Annotated in this window: 18 protein-coding genes, 3 pseudogenes and 1 riboswitch; of the genes and pseudogenes, 19 read left to right on the top strand and 2 right to left on the bottom strand. The window is 45.2% G+C overall.

Annotated elements, in window-relative coordinates; all coding sequences use genetic code 11:
- Nucleotides 1–29: 29 nt before the first annotated feature.
- The 18 genes and pseudogenes from AC0WRU_RS12220 to AC0WRU_RS12135 all read left to right on the top strand — a co-directional run bounded on the left by AC0WRU_RS12220 (nucleotide 30) and on the right by AC0WRU_RS12135 (nucleotide 16,501).
- Nucleotides 30–224, top strand: a complete 195-nt coding sequence (locus tag AC0WRU_RS12220; RefSeq protein ID WP_476128501.1) for a hypothetical protein — start codon at nucleotides 30–32, stop codon at nucleotides 222–224.
- Between the two features lie 173 nt (nucleotides 225–397).
- Nucleotides 398–1,501 (top strand): DNA alkylation repair protein, encoded by a 1,104-nt coding sequence (locus AC0WRU_RS12215; protein ID WP_476128500.1) that lies wholly within the window; start codon nucleotides 398–400, stop codon nucleotides 1,499–1,501.
- Between the two features lie 178 nt (nucleotides 1,502–1,679).
- Entirely contained in the window at nucleotides 1,680–3,269 is a 1,590-nt protein-coding gene (locus AC0WRU_RS12210; RefSeq protein WP_476128499.1) for an acetate--CoA ligase, read from the top strand.
- A 46-nt stretch (nucleotides 3,270–3,315) separates the two neighbouring features.
- Nucleotides 3,316–4,548, top strand: a complete 1,233-nt coding sequence (locus tag AC0WRU_RS12205; RefSeq protein WP_476128498.1) for an aminopeptidase — start codon at nucleotides 3,316–3,318, stop codon at nucleotides 4,546–4,548.
- A 218-nt stretch (nucleotides 4,549–4,766) separates the two neighbouring features.
- Nucleotides 4,767–5,354: a TetR/AcrR family transcriptional regulator gene (locus AC0WRU_RS12200; RefSeq protein ID WP_025682103.1), complete on the top strand. Its 588-nt coding sequence runs from the start codon at nucleotides 4,767–4,769 to the stop codon at nucleotides 5,352–5,354.
- A gap of 46 nt (nucleotides 5,355–5,400) precedes the next feature.
- Nucleotides 5,401–6,027, top strand: coding sequence for an HXXEE domain-containing protein (locus AC0WRU_RS12195; protein WP_149096365.1), 627 nt, complete (start codon nucleotides 5,401–5,403; stop codon nucleotides 6,025–6,027).
- 254 nt (nucleotides 6,028–6,281) lie between these two features.
- Nucleotides 6,282–6,809 carry a TetR/AcrR family transcriptional regulator gene (locus tag AC0WRU_RS12190; protein WP_476128497.1) on the top strand — a complete coding sequence of 176 codons (528 nt, stop codon included), beginning with the start codon at nucleotides 6,282–6,284 and terminating at the stop codon, nucleotides 6,807–6,809.
- Nucleotides 6,810–6,915: 106 nt separating this feature from the next.
- Nucleotides 6,916–7,872: an SDR family NAD(P)-dependent oxidoreductase gene (locus AC0WRU_RS12185; protein WP_476128496.1), complete on the top strand. Its 957-nt coding sequence runs from the start codon at nucleotides 6,916–6,918 to the stop codon at nucleotides 7,870–7,872.
- 164 nt (nucleotides 7,873–8,036) lie between these two features.
- A pseudogene (locus AC0WRU_RS12180) lies at nucleotides 8,037–8,260 on the top strand (sulfurtransferase TusA family protein); the annotation flags it as partial.
- Nucleotides 8,248–8,489 (top strand): annotated as a pseudogene (locus AC0WRU_RS12175) (DsrE/DsrF/DrsH-like family protein); the annotation flags it as partial. The pseudogenes AC0WRU_RS12180 and AC0WRU_RS12175, both read left to right, overlap by 13 nt.
- A 76-nt stretch (nucleotides 8,490–8,565) precedes the next feature.
- Nucleotides 8,566–8,832 (top strand): metal-sensitive transcriptional regulator, encoded by a 267-nt coding sequence (locus AC0WRU_RS12170; protein WP_025682107.1) that lies wholly within the window; start codon nucleotides 8,566–8,568, stop codon nucleotides 8,830–8,832.
- 511 nt (nucleotides 8,833–9,343) lie between these two features.
- Nucleotides 9,344–9,453, top strand: a riboswitch (TPP riboswitch).
- A 52-nt stretch (nucleotides 9,454–9,505) separates the two neighbouring features.
- Nucleotides 9,506–10,324, top strand: a complete 819-nt coding sequence (gene thiM, locus AC0WRU_RS12165) for a hydroxyethylthiazole kinase (protein WP_476128495.1) — start codon at nucleotides 9,506–9,508, stop codon at nucleotides 10,322–10,324.
- 100 nt (nucleotides 10,325–10,424) lie between these two features.
- The gene (locus AC0WRU_RS12160) at nucleotides 10,425–11,114 is read left to right on the top strand and encodes a YetF domain-containing protein (RefSeq protein WP_476128494.1); all 690 of its coding nucleotides are present in this window, start codon (nucleotides 10,425–10,427) and stop codon (nucleotides 11,112–11,114) included.
- Between the two features lie 262 nt (nucleotides 11,115–11,376).
- Nucleotides 11,377–13,440, top strand: a complete 2,064-nt coding sequence (locus AC0WRU_RS12155) for a fibronectin type III domain-containing protein (RefSeq protein WP_476128493.1) — start codon at nucleotides 11,377–11,379, stop codon at nucleotides 13,438–13,440.
- 242 nt (nucleotides 13,441–13,682) lie between these two features.
- Nucleotides 13,683–14,246 carry an AI-2E family transporter gene (locus tag AC0WRU_RS12150; protein ID WP_476128492.1) on the top strand — a complete coding sequence of 188 codons (564 nt, stop codon included), beginning with the start codon at nucleotides 13,683–13,685 and terminating at the stop codon, nucleotides 14,244–14,246.
- A gap of 19 nt (nucleotides 14,247–14,265) precedes the next feature.
- Nucleotides 14,266–14,412 carry a hypothetical protein gene (locus AC0WRU_RS12145; protein WP_476128491.1) on the top strand — a complete coding sequence of 49 codons (147 nt, stop codon included), beginning with the start codon at nucleotides 14,266–14,268 and terminating at the stop codon, nucleotides 14,410–14,412.
- Nucleotides 14,413–14,621: 209 nt separating this feature from the next.
- Complete coding sequence (locus tag AC0WRU_RS12140) at nucleotides 14,622–15,854, top strand: sensor histidine kinase (protein ID WP_476128490.1); 1,233 nt, start codon at nucleotides 14,622–14,624, stop codon at nucleotides 15,852–15,854.
- On the top strand, nucleotides 15,851–16,501 hold the full coding sequence (locus AC0WRU_RS12135) for a response regulator (protein ID WP_476128388.1): 651 nt from the start codon (nucleotides 15,851–15,853) through the stop codon (nucleotides 16,499–16,501). The genes AC0WRU_RS12140 and AC0WRU_RS12135 overlap by 4 nt, the downstream gene beginning before the upstream one ends.
- Before the next feature lie 300 nt (nucleotides 16,502–16,801).
- Here AC0WRU_RS12135 and AC0WRU_RS12130 read toward each other — a convergent pair whose 3' ends face one another.
- On the bottom strand, nucleotides 16,802–19,075 hold the full coding sequence (locus tag AC0WRU_RS12130; protein WP_476128489.1) for an alpha-galactosidase: 2,274 nt from the start codon (nucleotides 19,073–19,075) through the stop codon (nucleotides 16,802–16,804).
- 81 nt (nucleotides 19,076–19,156) lie between these two features.
- Nucleotides 19,157–20,143, bottom strand: coding sequence for a LacI family DNA-binding transcriptional regulator (locus tag AC0WRU_RS12125; protein ID WP_476128488.1), 987 nt, complete (start codon nucleotides 20,141–20,143; stop codon nucleotides 19,157–19,159).
- A gap of 513 nt (nucleotides 20,144–20,656) precedes the next feature.
- Between AC0WRU_RS12125 and AC0WRU_RS12120 the strand changes: the two are divergent.
- Nucleotides 20,657–20,772, top strand: a pseudogene (locus tag AC0WRU_RS12120) (alpha-amylase family glycosyl hydrolase); the annotation flags it as partial.
- Nucleotides 20,773–20,955 lie beyond the last annotated feature (183 nt).

Here is a 20,955-nt window from a genome sequence, read left to right as displayed (position 1 = left end):
GCGATGGGGAAACTCAGGTGATCGCTCCTGTGATGAAAGTGGAAGTCCCGCTTCATGATTTTACCAGTCACCACCCGGATGAACAGGAACAACATATCCGGGCATGGATGATCAAGGACAGCGAAACCCCGTTTAGATTGATCATGTTTCTGGTCAAGGATATTCGCCAGTTTGAGATTCCTTCAAAGGAGATTGGAAGAGTAACCCCTTCCCACAATTCATAAGCCACGCATGCAAAATGTCAGGTCCTCATCACAGGGCCTGGCATTTTTAGTATGTCTGGCTTCGCCACGTCGAAGCAGGTCTTTTTGGTGCTGGTGTTGGAGCGCCGTTTATGGTTATCATAGACGAAGGTATGAATCTATCGTTTATATTCGGATACAAAAGGAGATACAAGATGGCTGAACCTTTAAAAAATATATACACGGAGGATTTTCTTCGCCTGTTCGGTGAAAGAGTACAAACGGCGTATAGCTCGTTTGATACCCAGGGATTTATCCATCAGGTCATGGACGAATCGTGGAATGAGCTGGAGCTAAAAGCCCGGATGCGGCGGATTTCACTAACATTGGGGACGTTCTTGCCCAGTCGTTATGAAGAAGCTTTGGCTGTCCTTTTTGCCATAGACGAGCATTGCAGTGGTTTCCCGTACTTATTTTTCCCGGACTTTGTGGAGGTGTATGGACAAGGGGAGGAGCATTGGACGCTTTCCATGGAAGCGCTGGAGCGTTTCACACAGAAGTCATCTGCGGAGTTTGCCGTCAGACCCTTCCTGCTGCGCGAACCGGAACGGATGATGCGCCAGATGACGGTCTGGGCGGGGCATCCAAGCGAGCATGTCCGCCGTCTGGCCAGCGAAGGCTGTCGTCCGCGACTGCCGTGGGGGCAAGCGTTGCCCATATTTAAGCGCGATCCCGCTCCGGTATTGGCCGTGCTGGAACAGTTGAAAGCCGATCCCTCACTGTATGTACGTAAAAGTGTAGCCAACAACCTGAACGACATCGCCAAGGACCATCCCGAAGCAGTCATTGCAACAGCTCAACGATGGAAAGGCACGCATCCCGACACCGACTGGATTGTACGCCACGGCTGCCGGACCCTGATTCGCAAATCCATCCCCGAAGTGATGGCAATGTTCGGCTATGCGGATGAAACGAATGGGTCCCCGTTAGTCACGGAAGCGTCTTTTACTGCCGATCCGGCTGTGTTAAAGCTCGGTGATAGCTGTGAGCTAAGCTATACGCTTCAACTTCGGGAAGGTGACCCGGTGCGAGTACGCATCGAATACGGCATCGACTTTGTGAAGGCAAGAGGACAAGTCTCGCGTAAATTATTTTTGCTTTCCGACAAAAATGTACCCGGAGGAACCCTTCTTACAGGTACGCGAACACACCGTTTCGCAGACCTGACGACCCGCCGCCATTATCCAGGCGCACACCGTATTACACTGCTTGTGAACGGACAGGAAGCTGCATCTTCGGAAGTGGAACTCCAGTTTTAAAAGCTTTATGGCAGCAGAGAGAAAGAGTCTGAAACCTGGCTCTTTCTTTTTGTCGTTCGCTTCTACGGACTTTATTTTTTTCAAAAAAATGAGTCTGGTATTAGAACCTGGTACTAAGACGTGTTATAATAAGATTAGATCGTGGCTCTCATCTTATGTATAAAGGGGAATGTACAATTTGACAGATCAACAGCAATGGCTTGCGCCTGAATATTACAATATGACTTCGGAAATGGAACACCATGACGCTAGCAAAACAGCACTCAAGTGGTTAAGCGAAACAGGAGACTACGAGGAAATCACTTACGGGGAGCTGCTGAAAAAAGCTAATCGACTGGCTGGAGGACTCGCAGGACTGGGATTTAACAAAGGAGACAGGGTTCTGGTCGTAGTACCACGTCGCATTATTGCGTATGTGATTTACCTAGCATGCTTAAAGCTGGGACTTGCCGTTATTCCTTCTTCCGAAATGCTTCGGGCCAAGGATATTGCCTATCGACTTCGCCATTCGGAAGCGCGCGGGGTGATTGCCTGGACCGGAGTAACAGGTGAAGTGGACAAAGTAGACGGGGATTTGCCTTCTCTGGATTACCGTATCTCGGTTTCCAGCGACGACACCGTAGCTGAACCCGGCTGGCTGGAGCTGAATGAGCTGATGGTTGGACAGGAAGATACCTTTGAAGCTGTGAAAACGCACCGGGATGACATGGCAATTCTGGCCTATACCTCCGGTACCACGGGAAATCCTAAAGGTGTCGTACATAGCCACGGCTGGGGATTTGCCCATCTTCGGATTACATCCCCTTGGCTGGATATCCAGGCCTCGGATACGGTATGGGCTACAGCTGCGCCAGGATGGCAAAAATGGATTTGGAGTCCGTTTCTATCCGTATTGGGAAATGGAGCGACCGGATTCGTATATAATGGTTCTTTTCGTCCGGGTCGCTATTTGCAGTTCCTACAGCAATACCGGATTCAAGTGTTATGCTGTACCCCAACGGAATACCGGATTATGGCGAAGACGGATGGGTTGGATCAATATGATCTGTCCCAACTGCGCAGCGCAGTTTCTGCGGGAGAGCCACTTAATCAGGAGGTCATTAACAAGTTTCAGGAGCAGTTCAACATTACGATTCGTGACGGTTACGGCCAGACGGAAAGCACTTTGATTATCGGTAATTTGAAGGACGCGCCTTTGCGCACAGGTTCAATGGGAAAATCCATTGCGCCAGGACTGGTTGAGATCGTAGACGAGGACGGTGTTCCGCTGGCTACGGGCCAAGTGGGCGATATTGCAGTGCGTGCTGATCTACCGGCATTATTCCATACGTATTACCTTGATCCAGAGCGCAAAGGAGTCAGTGTCCATGGAGACTATTTTGTTACAGGAGACCGGGCGCGCAAGGACGAGGATGGATACTTCTGGTTTGAAGGACGCGGTGACGATATCATTATTAGCTCCGGTTATACCATCGGTCCCTTCGAAGTGGAGGAAGCGCTCATGAAGCATGACTCTGTACAGGAGTGTGCTGCCGTAGCCAGTCCTGACGAAATCCGGGGACATATTGTAAAAGCCTACGTTGTACTCAAAGCCGGAGTAGAAGGATCACCGGAGTTGGTGAAGGAACTGCAACATCATGTGAAAGCATCGACAGCACCTTACAAGTATCCAAGAAAAATAGAGTTTATTCAGGAGCTTCCCAAAACCAGCTCGGGTAAAATACGAAGAGTGGAGCTGCGTGAATTGGAGAAGCAGTCTGTACTGTAATTGTAGATTGTAAATATCATAAAATTCGGAACAGGAGCGTGGAAAAATGAGTTCATTTGAAGCATTGCTGGAGCAATATGCAGAACTTGTCGTAAGAGTAGGTGTCAACATCCAGCCCGGACAGGCGTTGTTGGTAACTGCACCACTGGAAACTGTTGAGTTTACACGCCTGATTGTCAGCAAAGCCTATGAAGCAGGCGCTAAATATGTACAGGTAGAGTTTGAGGATGATTCCATTACACGTAGTCGTTTTGAACATGGTGACGAAGCCAGCTTTGATTACTACCCTGCTTGGAAGGCAGAAATGATGGAGAAATTCGCCGAAGAGGGTGGAGCCACGCTAACAATCAAGGTGCCGAACCCGGATCTGTATCAAGGCATTGATCCGCAAAAGGTATCGCGTGCAACGAAGGCGGCGGTAACGGCGAGAGAGGGCTTCTCCCACTACACCCGAAATCATAAAATCAGTTGGTGTCTGATCAAAGCACCGACGAAGGCTTGGGCCGATAAAGTCTTTGCCGATGTGGCGGAAGAGGACCGAATTCGTGTCATGTGGGAAACTATTTTCCAGATGAATCGTGTAGATGGCTCCGATCCCGTCCTGAATTGGCAGAAGCATCTGAAAAACCTTGAACAGCTGCAAAACAAGCTGAATCATAAAAAATATAAAAGCCTGCACTACCGCGCACCCGGAACAGATTTGAAAATCGAACTGGCCGACGGACATATTTGGCGCAGCGGTGGTGGTGAAAACGAGCGTGGAGACTACTTTGTGGCAAATATGCCGACAGAAGAAGTTTTCACAATGCCTAAACGTACAGGTGTAAATGGTTATGTCACCAGCACGATGCCGTTAAATTTGAATGGACAACTGGTCGATCGCATTACATTTACCTTTAAGGATGGCAAAGTTACCAAATATACAGCGGAATCCGGCGAGCAACATCTGACTCATTTGCTGGCTACGGATGAAGGAGCCAGTTATTTGGGTGAAGTCGCGCTGGTGCCGCACGATTCGCCGATTTCCAATCTCAATCGCATCTTTTACAATACAGGGATTGATGAAAATGCCTCCTGTCACTTGGCGCTCGGCAGTGCGTATCCGTTTAACCTCGAAAAAGGAACACAAATGAACCGGGAAGAGCTGCTCCAGAACGGTGCCAATGTCAGCCTGACCCATGTTGACTTTATGATTGGCTCTGCTGAGCTGGATATTGACGGCGAGCTGCAGGACGGAAGTACAGAGGCCGTATTCCGCAAAGGAAATTGGGCGATTTAATCCTTTTCTCAATCTCAATTAATAGCAACCCGCAAGCGATCTCATTCGTTTGCGGGTTTTTGTATATGCTAAATATCAAACTGCGCTTGTATTGCGAAATATAAAGTGCTAAACTAAGTTCAAACATAAATTTAAACATCGTTTTAAATTATGTTTAACTTATAGGATTCTGGTCTATTCAATCCGCTCTGATTGGACCAGGTAAGAGGAGGAGAAGTATGAATCACGTAGACAAAAAACAGCAAACCAAAGAAAAAATATTACACGCTGCGCTTGAATTCATTAAAAAGGAAGGTTTTGAGGCGGTTACAATCAGGAAAATTGCCGACCTGTCGACCACCAATATTTCTCTAGTTAATTATTATTTTGGCTCTAAGGAAAATCTGCTCAGTGAAGCCATTGAAGTAATATTAAGTGGCTTTCAGCACACTTTTTCTATTTTGGACAATACAGCGATCCCGCCCCAAGATCGACTGAAACAATTTTTGTTTGATTATTTACAAGTCATTCGGCAATACCCGGAGCTTCTCTCACGAGTCATTGTCATGGGTAGCACGCCCTTCACATCCCAACAGGAATACGGAAGGTTTTTAAACATGATGGGATTCCCCAAAGTGCAAAGTACGATCAAGGACTTGACAGGTGAGCAACGGCCAGAGCGATTGTTAGCGATGATGCTGCAAATATTTGGGGCTATTTTTCTTCCCGCATTGATGAGCCCGATTCTTGAATCCGGAGCGGCTGTGGAAATGCCTTCAATCGAGGAACAATTAAACCTGTTGTTTGAAAGATATTTTGATAAATGAGGATTTTGCAAAAATCCTGAAATAATAAATGACTGGAGTGAATACTATGAATTTTTTGAGAAAATACTGGCAGGACGCAGGAGCTATCATCGGTGTGATCGTATGTATTGGTTTACTTATGAACAGAGCCATTTTTTCGGATATAACAGGAATTTTATGGTTGAGCTTTGTAACCATACTTTTTCATCAATTTGAGGAGTACCGCTGGCCTGGATATTTTGCCGGTCTATTTAACAACGTCATGTTTAAAAGTGAAACCCCAGATCGGTACCCCTTAAACACCCAATCAGCCATGATTATTAATGTGGTGATTGCCTATGTGTTTTATTTACTCCCGATATTATTTCCGCACGTGATATGGCTTGGACTCGCGCCTGTTTTTATGGGCTTCTTCCAGGTAGTCTGGCATGGCATTGTTGTGAATATAAAAGCAAAAACCTTATATAATCCGGGCTTGTTTACGGCAGTCTCCCTCCATGTTCCGGTCGGAATCTGGTACATTCACGATATTGTCAAGTACAATGCACCCACCGCAGCAGACTGGATCTGGGGGACAATCTACTTTGCTTTTGCTGTATATATCTTCATCATAAAAGGGAATATGTGGTTGAAAAACAGCAATTCTCCCTATCCTTTTTCTCAACAACAGTTAGGATCGTACTATCGTAAATAGTGTATGTTGGATGATCTTCAATGTCCTTGTTTACAAGTTGGAAACAAGTAGAGGTATTCTGGAAATTTGGTTCGGTTACACTTGGTTTGTATCTCATTGAAACAAATAAAAGAGTCGCTTCCGTAACCATCCCGGAGGCGACTTATTTTTCTGAGTGATTACTATTGCATTTTCGTGCAGTGTCGTATATATTGGATTTAGTAATTGATCAATCACTAATCTGAATCTGTGTTGAACAAAAGGATGGAGATTTCATGACCAAAGCTACGTCAACATCATTAAATCGTCAAAAGGAAATCATCTCCGCCGCCATTGAAGTGTTTGCGGAGATGGGTTACTATCGTGCGACAACAGCCAAAGTTGCTGAACGAGCCAACATTTCTCAGCCATATGTTTTTCGTTTTTTCGCTACCAAGGAAGCTTTGCTTGTTGAAGCGTTGAAGGTTTCATTTGCACGCATCATAGACTCTTTTCACCGAGTTATTCATTCGGTCTCGTCTGAACGGCTAGAGCAGGAGCTTATTGCAGCTTATTCGCAAATTATGGTGGAATACCGCAATGAGATCCTTTTGCAAATGCAGGCGCAGACGATTCACGAGGACGTGGTTATGAACGTGATGCAGCAGGAATTACGTAAAATTCATGCGACGGTATATGATGCTTTTCGCCAGGCAGGTATTGATCAGGCATTGGAAAGAACGATGCTTTTTCTGGCCAGAGGCATGCTGTGTAATATCTCAATGTCGCTGGATCTGCCCGAGCTGATGAAAATAAACGATTAGTCTCGTTTATTTTAATAGTTAGTAATTGATCAATCACTAACTATTGTTTTATCGCATTTTTGTTATTGATTAGTCACTAAATAATTCTATTTAAGGAGTGTTCACAATGAAAAAAGCAATCGTATTAGGTGCAACCGGAGGAACTGGATCGGCAATTCTACATGAACTTCTCAACAGAGGCATTGAAACCATCGCCTTCGGCCGTTCTTCCGATAAGCTCCAGCAATTACAAGCGTCATTGGGTCAGCCAAAGCATCTGTCTGTTTATAAAGGCGATGTATTCGATGCGAATCAGGTTAGTGACGCGGTTAAGGATGCAGATGTCATTTTCCAATGTGTGGCTGTTCCATACCACGAAATGGAGACACGCCAGCTTCCTTTGGGGGAATCCGTCATGGAGGCAGCCAACCGTTTAGGTAAGAAAATAGTCATCATAGACGGAATTTATCCGTACGGAAAGGCATTGACCCCATTGGTGAATGAGGAACATCCCAAAAACCCTCATACCCGTAAGGGAAAAGTCAAGCTGGAATTTGAAAAGCTTATATTCAGTTCCCGCTGGGATCATGCACGGCCTATGATTGCAAGATTGCCTGATTATTACGGACCTACCGCCAACAAATCCTCTTATTTAGGATTAACTATGGAGGCTGTGGCTGCTGGAAAACAGGCTATTTTCATAGGAGGATTGAATGTCCCCCGCGAATATGTATATCTACCTGATGTGGCAGTGATGATCGTGGAATTAGCTAGCCGGGAAGAAGCTTACGGTCAAAATTGGAACATACCGGGGGCGGGTGTGATTTCCGGCAAAAAGCTTGTGCATATTGCACAAAAAGCAAGTGGTAAAACTAAACCTGTCTTTCCACTGCGAAAAACTGCACTTCGTCTGATCGGATTATTTGATCCTGTGATTCGTGAAATCGTAGAGATGCTATATCTGACCCAAACACCTGTTGTGCTGGATGGTAGCAAATACGAGCGTGTTGTAGGCCCTATACCCAAGACCCCTTTTGAAAAAGGCATAACGGATACAATACTCTCATTAAAAAAACGTCAATAAAAAAATCTATAATGGGGCTTTATCAGAAAATATACTTTCAAGCTATGAAAGCCGCGATCTATGCGGTTTTTTCTTTTTTCACTTTGACTATATCAGGTATACTCGTTTGTACGCCTGTGAACACAAACAACCAAATAGGTTGACAAGGAGAGCATGCTTCGTTCGAAATTCAAGCCACGGACAATGGTTCATTAGCCGATTTACAGAGCTGGGCTCAAAATACGGACATCAATATTTAGGTACTCTTCAATCAGGAGATGTGATGCAGCATTATTTACGTAAATCTAATCCCGATGAAGTGAAGGAAGAACAAAGCTTTCCATGGGCTATAAGCCATGAAGAATTACAGACAACACTGTTCGCAAACGGGAAAATAACGTTACTGGACTCGGCCCGCAGATGATCAAGCATGTTATGAAAAAGCATAATGTGCTTTCACTTCCGCAGCTTATCGAGCTGGCGCAAGAGCAGGGGATCAAGCTGGTGTGGTGGCCTGCACCATGACCATGGACCTGCTAGGACTGCAGCAGGAAGAGCTGATGGACGGTTTGGAATATGCCGGAGTAGTTGCCTACCTGGGGGATGCTTCGCAGGGTAAGGTAAATCTATTCATTTAGGATGTCCTTATTATTTTTTTTGTTTATAATATACCTATACATGTATATGATTAAATCAAAAAGGAGTGTAAACCTGATGGATTACAATTATAGTGATGAACTGAAAACACGCCTGAGAAGAATTGAGGGTCAGGTGCGTGGGGTGCTTCGTTTAATGGATGAAGGACAATCCTGTAAGGACGTAGTAAGCCAGTTATCTGCCGTACGCAACGCATCCGATAAAGCGATTGCCCAGATCGTGGCAGAGAATCTGCAACGTTGTATATTGGAAGAACAAGAGGCTGGTGGTGCTACAGATAAACTTGTTAAAGAAGCGATCCAGCTTCTCGTAAAAAGTCGTTAAGGAGGTCATCTTATAAGGAGCTGTAGTCTGACCTGAATCTCCAGAATAGGTAGGGCAATATTATTTCCCAAAATTATTGCCCTCAATCCATAAGGGATGCTGAACATAAGTCCCTAAAACTCGATAAGAGCTGCTTGAGCAGAGTGAGTTAACGTATTCAGGGTTAAGCGGGTAATCGAAACATCATCGGCGTTTATTTTGATTAAATCTTTAGAAGGATCGGCTTGCGAAGTATCGTTTGTTCAATGGATTCACCCTGTATTTTTGGAGTGTGGTTTTGGATCAATATAGTAGAAGAAACATTGTAAATACCGTTTTTTATTAAAATATTTGTTTCATTGGATGCTAAAGCTTCAATTAGAGAAAGATAGTCACCCGAGCCATCAGCGGCTACAACAGCAGACGGGGAAGAAGCAATAGATGGATAGATGGGTCCAAAAGCAAACCTCCAAACGTTTTTACATGATCAAAATATCTGTTGATTTTTGTATGACGAACCCGTAACATTAGAAAAAAATATATCGGGAGCCTGTGGAAGCAAGCTGAGAGTACGACTAAGCCGTCGTAGACCGTGTGAACCTGTTGGATAATGCCAGCGTAGGGATATAAGTGTATACATATGTATAGGCCAACAGTCTTTCACAGGTTCCTGAAGAAAGAGGGTTGGTTTTTTATGTTAGATCAAATGGCTTTATTGCTACAAAATATGCGGGATATGAATCCGCTCGTTCACAATATAACCAATGTGGTCGTCACCAATTTTACGGCAAACGGACTGCTCGCGCTCGGCGCTTCACCAGTTATGGCATACGCCAAAGAGGAAGTCGCAGATATGGCCCGAATTGCGGGGGCGCTTGTACTTAACATTGGTACGTTAAATGAAGAACTTGTAGAGTCCATGATAGTGGCTGGTTTATCGGCTAATGAACATGGGGTACCTGTGCTGTTAGATCCCGTGGGTGCGGGAGCGACCCCATTTCGCACAGCCTCCGCTCTCCGGATTCTGGATCGGGTCAAGGTGGATATTGTTCGCGGTAACGCTGCTGAAGTTGCACAAATCATTGGTGAAGACATACAGATTAAAGGTGTCGATGCTGGAGAAACAGGCAATTTGAATATTTCACAACTTGCAGTCAAAGCAGCCCATCAACTGAATACAATTGTTGCAATCACCGGCAAAGAAGACGTCATTACCGACGGCCGTATAGGGTGGATCATTGAGAACGGCCATAGCATGCTTACCAAAGTTACGGGAGCTGGTTGCCTATTAACTTCGGTGCTTGGCGCTTTCGCTGCTGTCGAAAACGACAGACTTACTGCTGGCATGGCAGCACTTGCCGTATATGGCGTTGCTGCTGAAATGGCAGCAGAACGAAAAGGTGGGGAAGGACCAGGAAGCTTTCAGATCGAGCTACTTAATATGCTGTTCGCGGTAACGCCGGAAGATGTGCGCCAGTACGGTAGGGTGCGCGCATTAGAGCAGATATTCTGAACACAAGAGTATAGAAGGTGAAATGAACCACTGTTTATATAGAAATGGACAGGTGTAATAACCCGTAAGGAGAAATAACTTCTTGCCGGGAGGTGTATGTATGGAGGTATTCGTCACGATTGGTGTCAAATTGATCATCAGCTTTTTTGGTTTGTGGATTATTGCTTTTATTACAGGGCGGAAAACCCTCAGTCAGTTAACACCGCTCGATTTTTTAACGTCATTGGTTTTAAGCGAAATTGTGGGGAATACACTATACGACGATAAGGTGAGCATTGGGCAGCTTTTGTTTGCTTTGGCACTGTGGTGCGCGCTGTCCTATTTTTTTGAGAAGGCAACGACCCATTTTGTAAGATTTGGATATATGGCGGAGGGCCGGACTGTGCTGCTCATCGATAAAGGCAAGGTTAATCAAGAAATGCTAGAAAAATACGATATTGAGTATACACAGTTACTTTCCATGCTTCGGCAGCAAAATATTTTTTCTCTTCGTGAGGTCAGGTACGCCACGTTGGAAACGAACGGCTCACTATCAGTCATGCGCAAACCCGAATACGAGCCGCCAACCGCTCAGGATATGGGGATTGGTGTGCAGCCCGATTTCTTTTCCGTTACGGTCATCGATAAAGGAAAGCTGCTGAACGAATCCATGAGGGGCAAGAAAATCGATATGGAGCAGATTAAAGCAAAGATCCGGGAGCAAGGATATGGTGATATCGACGAGATCGCCTATGCGGAGTATAGCGAGGATGGAACACTGTACATTGTTCCGATGGGAGAGAAAACCTAATTAGACCAGGTTGGACCAGGCATAAATTATCTTTTAGTATCCGCGCTCAGCGCGGCTTTTTTTATGTATACAAGTCCAGTTCTTGGCTTGGGGCAAGAGCTTGTACTATTAACCTAAACATTTCCTTTAAATATTCCGATAACATTTAAATGAACGCCTATTGCTTATGCTAGGCTGACAAGGCTGGATTACAATAGGAGGATTTTGTAATCTTACCAACTGGTTTGACAAATACATATTGTTATCAAGGAGTGCACAGATCATGAAAAAGAAGGGATTGCGCCAATGGATGGCTCCGTTCGCAACGGTTACTCTGATTTTGAATACGGGATATGGCATCTGGGGTGGAACGGATGTAGCGGCAGGTGCGTTGCCTACACAAGAGCATAGCTGGAATTTGAAAAATCCGGGTATAGAGCAGTCACATGCAAATGTATTAGCAGGTCAAGGGCGCTATGCGAAGGTTGGTTCGGGTACAGGCGTGACTACGCTTACAGAAGTAGATGGTCAAAGAACCTATATTAACGGAATTATAAAAACGTTGGCGAACCAAACAGCTGCGTTGAGTATTGTATCTGGAGAAGTAAGCCATTTGACAGCAATTCCGACAGATACAACAAAGATGAACTTGTCTTGGACAAATCCGACGGACACCAATTTTGACCATGTAAAGGTCAGCGTCAGCAAGGATGTATATGTAGATAACATCAAAAGTAATTCTTATATGATGAGCGGCTTACAGCCTGATACAACATATAACTTTCGCGTGCAGACGGTGGATAAGAGCGGAAATGAATCTCAGGGGACTACAATACAGGCCAAAACGGCTTCTGTTGCTCCTGTAGATAAGACACCTCCAGGAGAGGTGAGCGGGCTGACAGCGACGAATGTGGGTTACAACGCTTTTACTGTGAATTACATTTTGCCCAAGGATGCTGACCTGAGCCAAGCGATTATCTATCTAAATGATAGGGAAGTGCAGCGAACCTTAGGTACGTCCTACACGTTTAGTGGCTTGATCGCTTCCACTAACTATACCGTAACGGTCAAAACAGTGGATAAATCCGGAAACGTATCTGGGGGGGTTAGTATTCCAGTTACAACCCCAACAGTCTCCGTCGATACTTCGTCCGTGCCAGATGTGACTGGAGCGACAGTGACGTCCGTTGGTAATCAGAGTATATCCATTTCCTGGACGAGACCCAGCGGGACTAGTACAGCTAGTCTATATCTGGACGGGCAACTGATAACAGATTCATCAGGAACGACATATACGTTCACGAACCTGACAGCAGCTCGGTCGTATGGAATTACGATTAGGTCCAAGCGGAGCACAGGTGCGTTGTCCTCTGGCGTGAAGCTGAGTGCGACGACTAATTCGAGCTCCAGTACGTCGGAAGTAACCAATCTTGAGGTAGACAGCAAGGATGAAACCTGGATAAAAATCACCTACGATATTCCGAGTGAAGCGCAGAGGGTGAAAATATATGTTGATAATGACTATCGTGGGGCTACAACCTCTGAGTCCTACAATATTACGAATTTGCGTGCAGGACGCTGGTATGTAATTAAGGTAGTAGCAGTAAAAAGCAATGGAGGGGAATCTTCAGGTGTGAGTTTGTCGGAACGTACGGATACTTCCTATTCGTCTTCGTCGTCTAGTTCATCAGACTATGAGGAAGCAAGAGATTTGATGAGGACTGCGGAGAATAACCTGAGTGCATCCAGTTGGCGTGCTGCCAGAGACGCAATTAGTGATCTGCCAAGCGGGTCGCGTAAAAGTGATCTGCTGGATCGACTGGAAGCTATTCGCAATCGTGTGTTTAATACCAGCGGTTCATCAACCACGACAAGTACAGGTACAAGTACAAGTACAGGTACAACAAACTCTGGCTCAGCGTCCGTGTACTCCAACAATGCGGTTGCCCCATACGCAACTTCATTCATCCTGACACCAGGAGCTAAATATGCTTACGTGGATGGTCGCGCTATGTCGATAGATCAGGCCCCGCACATCATAAATGGGGTGACGATGGTTCCGCTACGTTTTATCAGCGAACGGGTGGGCTACCAGGTGAATTATGAAAGAGGGACCAAGCGGATCCTTATGAATCGCCCTACTGAAGGCAAACAGGTGATACTTCAAATTAAGAATCCCAAGATGGTAGTATATGAGCTAAATATATCCCGGAATTCCTCAACTCCCATCACAGCCCCGATTATTGTTAAGGGCTACACATTAGTTCCACTAAGAGCCATTAGTGAGCTTTCGGGCTACCAAGTGAATTATAGCGCTGCATCCAAACAAATTACGATTACAAAATAAATGCTTTTGTAAAAATGGTTCCAAGTAAAGAATCTGGAACTCAGCTTGTCGAGAAACCCGGTCATTTCCATGACGTTGGGTTTCTCTTTTGTATAATCAGGTCAACCAGAGTTTTCTGGGGAAAGTGAATTAGATCTTGTTTATGAAAATGTTGACCCTGGATTTGGAATCGGCAAGGATTATGAAGGAGGCCGAGTTACCTAATTCTTGTTTGCCCTATCGTATATGAGGTTTATGCCCTTATGTACGATTTTTTATTTGTACCGATAACTTCGTTAATCAGTGTTGTCTTATTGCCATTAATGCTGTCTGTTTTTTTCTATTATCTTCTGCGCCCATTGGTAGATTTACTGGAAAGACATAAGTTAAACCGTTCTCTTGCGATCATACTCATTTATTTCGCCATTGCAGTCATTTTAGCTCTCTTTATTGTAGGTATTTGGCCTTCCATACGTAATCAAATGATCAACCTCGTGGATAATGCACCCAGTTTATTTAGTGCATTAAGTAATAAGGTTCATGAATTAGAACAGAATGGGGCACTTTCTGCCATTTTTCCGGGCGACGTTAATCCACTGTCACACCTTACTGAATACTTGAATAAAGGTTTCTTATTAGTTACGGATTATGTAACCGGTTTGTTTGGTCTTGTTTCCAATGTTACAATCGCATTGTTTACGTTCCCTTTAATCCTTTTTTACATGTTGAAGGAAGAGGGGGAAATCGGTCGCGATATGGTCACTTGTTGTTATTTTGTTGGCCCAGTAAATACAAGACAATATCATTTCTCCTTATGTATTCGGTAAGCAGCTAAGCGTTCACTCTTTGACAGTGATTATTCTTGTACTGATTGGTGGGGATTTAGCAGGAATTACAGGAATAGTGCTGGCTATCCCTTTTTATATGATTATTAAAGTAATAGTCAGTAAGGTGTACTTGCTTTTTTACAGAGAAAAATGGGAACATTTATGATTGATATTGACTATTTAGCATACTAAAATTCATTTTTTGCCCAAACGTACACACGTTCTCGCCCATGTGTACGTTTTTTTAACTTCATCATTTTGTAAAATGGCTTGAGAAATATTGAGAAATAGTCTTACTTATTTTTAAAAAAAGGTACAAAATGATAAAATATAAATATAATGCTTTTTTGTACGCATATAAGTTAGAGGTGGACTATGGGCAAACAATCCAATGAACAAGACCAAGAAGATGTAGACTTAAAGATCTACGATGGAGAAAGTGATCGACTTAATATTTCCAGAGTTCCGATTATATTATGGATCGTTTTCATCTTTATCGAAGGAATGGTTATTCAAAATATATCTACACCATTACCATTTCGAAGTCTATTGTTCTCTCTGGCAATAACTTTGCATGTACTTTTGTACTGGCATGTTCGTAAAGTTCTACATTATGGTTCATGGATTTATTTTATTATTCAAGCCGGAATTATCTTTTCAAGCGCTTTTCTTCTTCCTGCCAGTTTCCCAATTGTACTGGTTGGATTAATCCCGATTTTAATTGGTCAAAGCATAGGTATATATTATCAAACAAAAAAAGTTGTATTGGTGTTTTTTGGTTTCTATCTTCTTTTTTGTCTTGCTATGATATGGCATCGCGATGGTGAGAACTCCGTGCTGTTTATTGGGTTGCTCATTCTTATTGTTATTATCGTAGCTGCATATTCTATTCTTTTCTACAAACAAGTCAATGCGCGGATTCGTACCCAAAACTTTCTTACTGAGCTGGAGCTTGCACATCAAAAAGTGGAAGAGCTTACGTTAGCCAACGAGCGGCAGCGCATGGCCCGGGATTTGCATGATACACTGGCTCAAGGTCTTGCTGGCCTGATTATGCAGTTGGAAGCCGTAGATGCCCATCTGACACAAGGTAGCTCACAGCGAGCCCACGAAATCGTTCAGCAGTCCATGTCCCAGGCACGCAAAGCTTTGGCTGACTCACGAAGGGCTATAGATAACCTGCGTTCAAAATCGGCTTCGGAAGTGGACTTTGCGGATGCAGTCCGGGAAGAAGCGCAGCGTTTTACAATGGCTACCGGCATTCGAACAGTACTGGACATCAAGATTAAATCCTCGGTATCCAGGTTGTTGATTGAGCATGGGCTACACATCATAAGTGAATGTCTAACGAACGTAGGCAAGCATTCTTATGCCAAGAACGTATGGATTAATATTTTGGATCAACAAGATAAAATTACTATGGTGGTCCGTGATGATGGAAAAGGATTTAATCCAGATCTCATTGCCAGACGATCAGGACATTACGGACTCATAGGCATTCATGAGCGTGCGCGTCTACTGGGTGGAACAATACAGATCAACAGCACAGCTCAAGAAGGTACGTCTATTAAAGTGGAGGCACCTCTTACCAAAGGAGACATAGCATGAAATTTAAAATACTAATCGTAGATGATCATTGGGTGGTTAGAGAAGGGCTAAAGCTTGTTCTAGAGACAAATGACAGCTACGAGGTTGTGGGTGAAGCCGAAGATGGGGCGACAGCTCTTACCCTGATTGAGGAACTTCAGCCGGATGTCATCCTAATGGATTTATATATGCCTCAAATGAGCGGGTTGGAGACAATGAAAGCTTTAAAAGAAAGACAAAATGACACACCAGTTATTATCCTGACTACCTATAACGAGGATGATTTAATGATTCAGGGACTCTCCTTGGGGGCGAAAGGCTATTTATTAAAAGATACCAGCCGTGAAAATTTGTTTCGGACTATTGAATCCGCTTTAAGAGGAGAGACACTTCTTCAGCCGGAAATTACAGCAAGAGTTTTTGCTAAAACAAGTGAGAAAGAGGTCAAGAGTGAGTTGCATGAAGATACTTCAATCCTGACCGAGAAAGAAAAGAACATATTACAATCTGTTGCACAGGGACTTAGGAGCAAGGAAATTGCGTTCGACATGGGGATTTCGGAGCGGACGGTGAAAGCACATTTAACGAACATTTACAACAAGCTCGGTGTCGATTCCCGATCCGAAGCGGTAGCCGTGTCTTTGGAACGAGGCATTCTGCATCTTTAAAATTGGTGAATAAAAACATATATTCATTTGAATAGTAATTGTAGTCTTATTCATCAAATGCAGTAATTGATGTTGAACCATTTTTAAGGTCTCCGGGAATCAGGAGTCATTCATACGAGATTAGAGGGAACCCGAAGAGACCGTGTGAAGAGGCTTATGACGCATTCTTATATTAAAGTGCGTCTTCGACATTAACGGACGGGTAGATAACTAAAATATTGGAATAATTATTAAACAAGGCAGACCGGAGAATCGGTCTGCCTTGTTTTAATTTTTTATCGTCACTGAATGCATTCGTGATCAGCGGATCGCCTTAAGGCGGAAGGTAGAGCTGGTGAAATCCCCTATTAGATCCGAGACCACAAGCCCAATTCTCATTAGACGGTCACCTCCAAAGATTTCGCCATCGAACGCTACGCGGAAGGGGGAGGCGCCGTCTTCCGCCAAGGTATTAACTGCATGATCTGCAGTGTTGTCCGTCGCCCCGGTTTCGATTTTATACTTTTTCTTCGGGTCAAGTCCTTTTAGTGTTAATCGCCGGATTGGCCCATTCGGTTCAGCCAGTACGCGGAAGTAAGAGACAAACGCTTCCGACTTGTCCTCGCTAACGAACATCCAGGCCGTATCACCTCGGCCTTCAAATGGGCTAAGAAGCCGATACATGTCCCCTTGCTGTACAAGGGAACGAATTTCCTTGTACTGGGCGATTTGTTTGGCAGCAAGCTCCTTTTCTTTCTTTGTAAATGCAGTAAGGTCAAGCTCGTAACCAAAGTTTCCACTCATTGCCACGTCGCCGCGTATGGCGAGGGAGGTGATTCGTCCCACCTGGTGGTTCGGCACGCTTGATACGTGTGCCCCCATGGTGCTGGCCGGATACACGATGCTTGTTCCGTACTGGATAGCCAATCTTTCAATCGCATCGGTATCGTCGCTGGTCCATGTTTGCGGCATATAGTAGAGCATTCCTGGATCGAACCGTCCGCCACCTCCGGAACAGCTTTCGAACAAGATGTCCGGGAACCGGGAAGTCAAGCGTTCCAGAAGATCGTAAAGTCCAAGCATATAACGGTGTGCGGTTTCCTTTTGCCGTTTGCTAGGAGTTGTAGCCGAAGCAATCTCCGTCATATTACGGTTCATGTCCCACTTGACATAAGTAATCGGAGCGATTGAGAATACGGAGCTAAGCGTATCGTACAAGTAATCGCATACTTCTTTGCGGGAGAGATCGAGCACCAACTGGGATCGGCCTTCCGTCCGTCGCCGCCCCTCAGCATGCAGGCACCAGTCAGGATGGTCACGGTATAGTTCACTATCAGGAGATACCATTTCCGGCTCTACCCATAAGCCAAACTGTAATCCTTGTTCATTAACCCGTTTGGCCAGGTCGGCAAGACCGCCAGGCAGCTTGCGGCGGTTCTCAAACCAGTCCCCAAGCGAATTGTCGTCATTATCGCGTTTGCCAAACCAACCATCATCAAGAACAAAGAGCTCAATACCGAGGGGTCCCGCTTCCTTAGCAATCGCCTCGATTTTATCAGCATCGAAGTTGAAATAAGTGGCTTCCCAATTGTTTACAAGAATCGGACGTTCTTTGTCACGATAACCTCCCCGGCACAGACGTGTACGATAGAGTCGATGATAAGTGCGAGACATGCCCCCAAGACCTTCTCCGGAAAAGACCAGTACGGCTTCAGGGGTCTGGAATGACTCACCCGCTTCAAGTTGCCAGGAGAAGTCAAAGGGATTGATCCCGATACTTACACGGGTCTGGTTGAACTGCTCTACTTCTGCCTGTGCGACGAAGTTGCTGCTATAGACCAAGCTGAAGCCGTACACATCACCACGATCTTCAGTTGCATCAGGACGAAGCAGTGCCAGAAAGGGATTCATCTGGTGACTGCTGGAGCCCCGACGGCTCTCCAAGCGGACGGCACCGGGTCCGAGGTCACGGCGCTGGATATGCCGTTCCCGTACCCAGGCACCGGACAGGTAGAGAGCTTGGTAGTTGGAATCGGCGAAATCGACAGAGGCGCTCATGGCTTGCTCAATATTCATGATAGTGCTTCCAGTATGCTCAAACAGGGTAGACCGGGCAATAACACTGTAATTCGCAAATACAGTATAGAGCAGTGTAGCTTTAAGACCCGAGTTTTTGTCCTCAAGGATCAGAAAGAGGGTTGCTGCTTCATCATCCGACTCGGTATAGACGGCAGGAAGTCCTTCGAGCTTTGGTTTACCCGGTACAATGCGGTAACCAGTATATTTCAGCTCCGTAATTCGGGTTCCGTCCGCAAGTGCAACCTGGTAGGCGGGCTGACGAAAGTCGCTTGTTCCATACTGGGGATATTCCTGGGGAAGCGTGTCCAGGGAAATCGTACGGTTGGAAGGAACGGGAGTGGGAGAGAAAGAGCAGCGCTCCCTAAGTTCCAGTATACTTGCTAGACTTTTGTCATGATGAAGTCGAGCTCCCCAATAGACATGTGCGGGATATCCTTCTACAAGCTGGATAATATAGCTGCAATCCTTGGACTGCAGGTGAAACAAACCAAGCGTCTCGTCTACATGAATGTTCATGGTATTCACTCCTTGGGGGTTCATAATTTGTGTTCACATAAGGATATTTATCAATGACATTAAGACTTTCAAATGCTGATTTTAGCTGTTTTGGCACGAGCTCTCCCGTATGACAAGCTTAGTCCCGATCACGCTGTGCGCAGGTGGTTCACGTCCCTCAAACCGTTCAGCGAGCAGTTGGACGGCAGCCTTTCCCATCTGTTCGGGATAGGCGTGCACAGTAGTTAGCGAAGGCTGTACGAAAGCCGCCATCTCAATGTCGTCGAAGCCGACGACTGCCATATCCTCAGGTACCTTGACTCCAGCTCCATGAAGGGCACGGAGGGCACCGATGGCGAGCGGGTCGCTTGCAGCGAAGCAGGCCGTCGGTCTTTCCTGTTCGACAAGTAGCTCGTTCATCATCCGATAGCCATCCGCTGTAGTCCAAGCGCCTATACGGACGAATTCAGGATTGTACAATCCCCGTTCCCGCATGAACCGTTCAAAATAATGCGCCCGTCGCTCTCCGTCGCTTTTACCGCCGATAAACCCGATTTGTCTGTGACCAAGCTCCAGTAAATGTCCGAGTGCCTGATCAACAGCTTGCCGGAAATGGAGGCGTACGGAATCGTACTCCAACTGTTCATGGTACTGGTCGACAAGGACAATGGTGTTCTTGTTGGGATGCAGCTTGATCACCTCTTCAGGATCGACGCCGCCCACGACAATCAGACCGTCCGTCTTCTGCAAGCTGACGATGGAAGAGCGGCCTCGCAAAGTCTGCCCCAACGTCAGGCCAAGCTCTTCACAGCGCAGTTCAATTCCACGGCGGATCGAGGCATAATACGGATCGTCCCGTTCCTCTTCAATGGAACACCACAGCAGGAGGGAGACCGTCTTCCCGGCACGTTCCGTGTTCCGCTTTAATTGCCTCAGCCGGGAAGGCTTATACCCAAGCTGTTCAGCAATCGAAAAAATTCTGTTTTTGGTGTCCGGGCTCACGGCCAGTGACAGATCATTATTTAAAACCCTTGAAACTGTTGCGGCAGACACACTCGCTTCGCGGGCAATGTCTTTAATTGTTGCCAAAGAGCTCACACCTTTTTAGTTAATAATTTTACTAAAAATCGACTTTACCTTAACACATCCCATTGATACTTTCAAGATGGCGGTTGAATTTTTAAGCTTACTTGTGATCTACTGCTGTTCGGATTAGTTGTGTTAACATGCTGAATATTCTCTTGATGACGGGGGGGGGTTCAACTTGAATATTCTGTCACTATGCCTGCAATTGCGACTGTGGCCATTTCGTATACGTGGGAGAGGATGTAGTAGCTTTGATAGCTAGATTTTTTCGGTTTCGGAGTTCGCTTTTTTTCAAGAGGAGCCGAGTCATGATCTGCAGCCGTGAGCTGGTCCACAGACATCTGTTAGGAGAGCGCCTAAAAGGAGCATGTCGTGTTTTCGTTCGATACAGAGAAAACAAAAAGATCGATATTTTCCACCTCAATAGATAAAAATATCCCTTTTTTTGGATTGTTTCTCTTTATAATGAAAGCGCACTCATAACAATCTAAGGAGATGGTATGTTTTGACACGTAACATAACTATGATGTAACTGATTACTATCAGGTGGACCCGCAGTATGGGAGTCTGAACGATTTCCGCACCTTGTTGAAAGAAGCAGACGAAAGGGCGTCAAGGTGATCATGGACCTTGGAAGGCGAACATTTAAATCCGTATGCTATTCGCATGATCCGTGTTTCATAGCAAAAAGCTGCCTATGATGCAATAAACTGAAACAGTCAATATATCGTTACGCACTCTTATCAGACGATTTCGGGAACGATGCTATCTTTGTGTTTTCGTTTGCTAAAGTGGTACCTTAATAAGGTAAACGT

The sequence above is a fragment of the Paenibacillus sp. 1-8 genome, from assembly GCF_056316205.1.
Note: the sequence above shows the minus strand (reverse complement) of the source record. Positions and strands in the feature narration are given on the sequence as shown.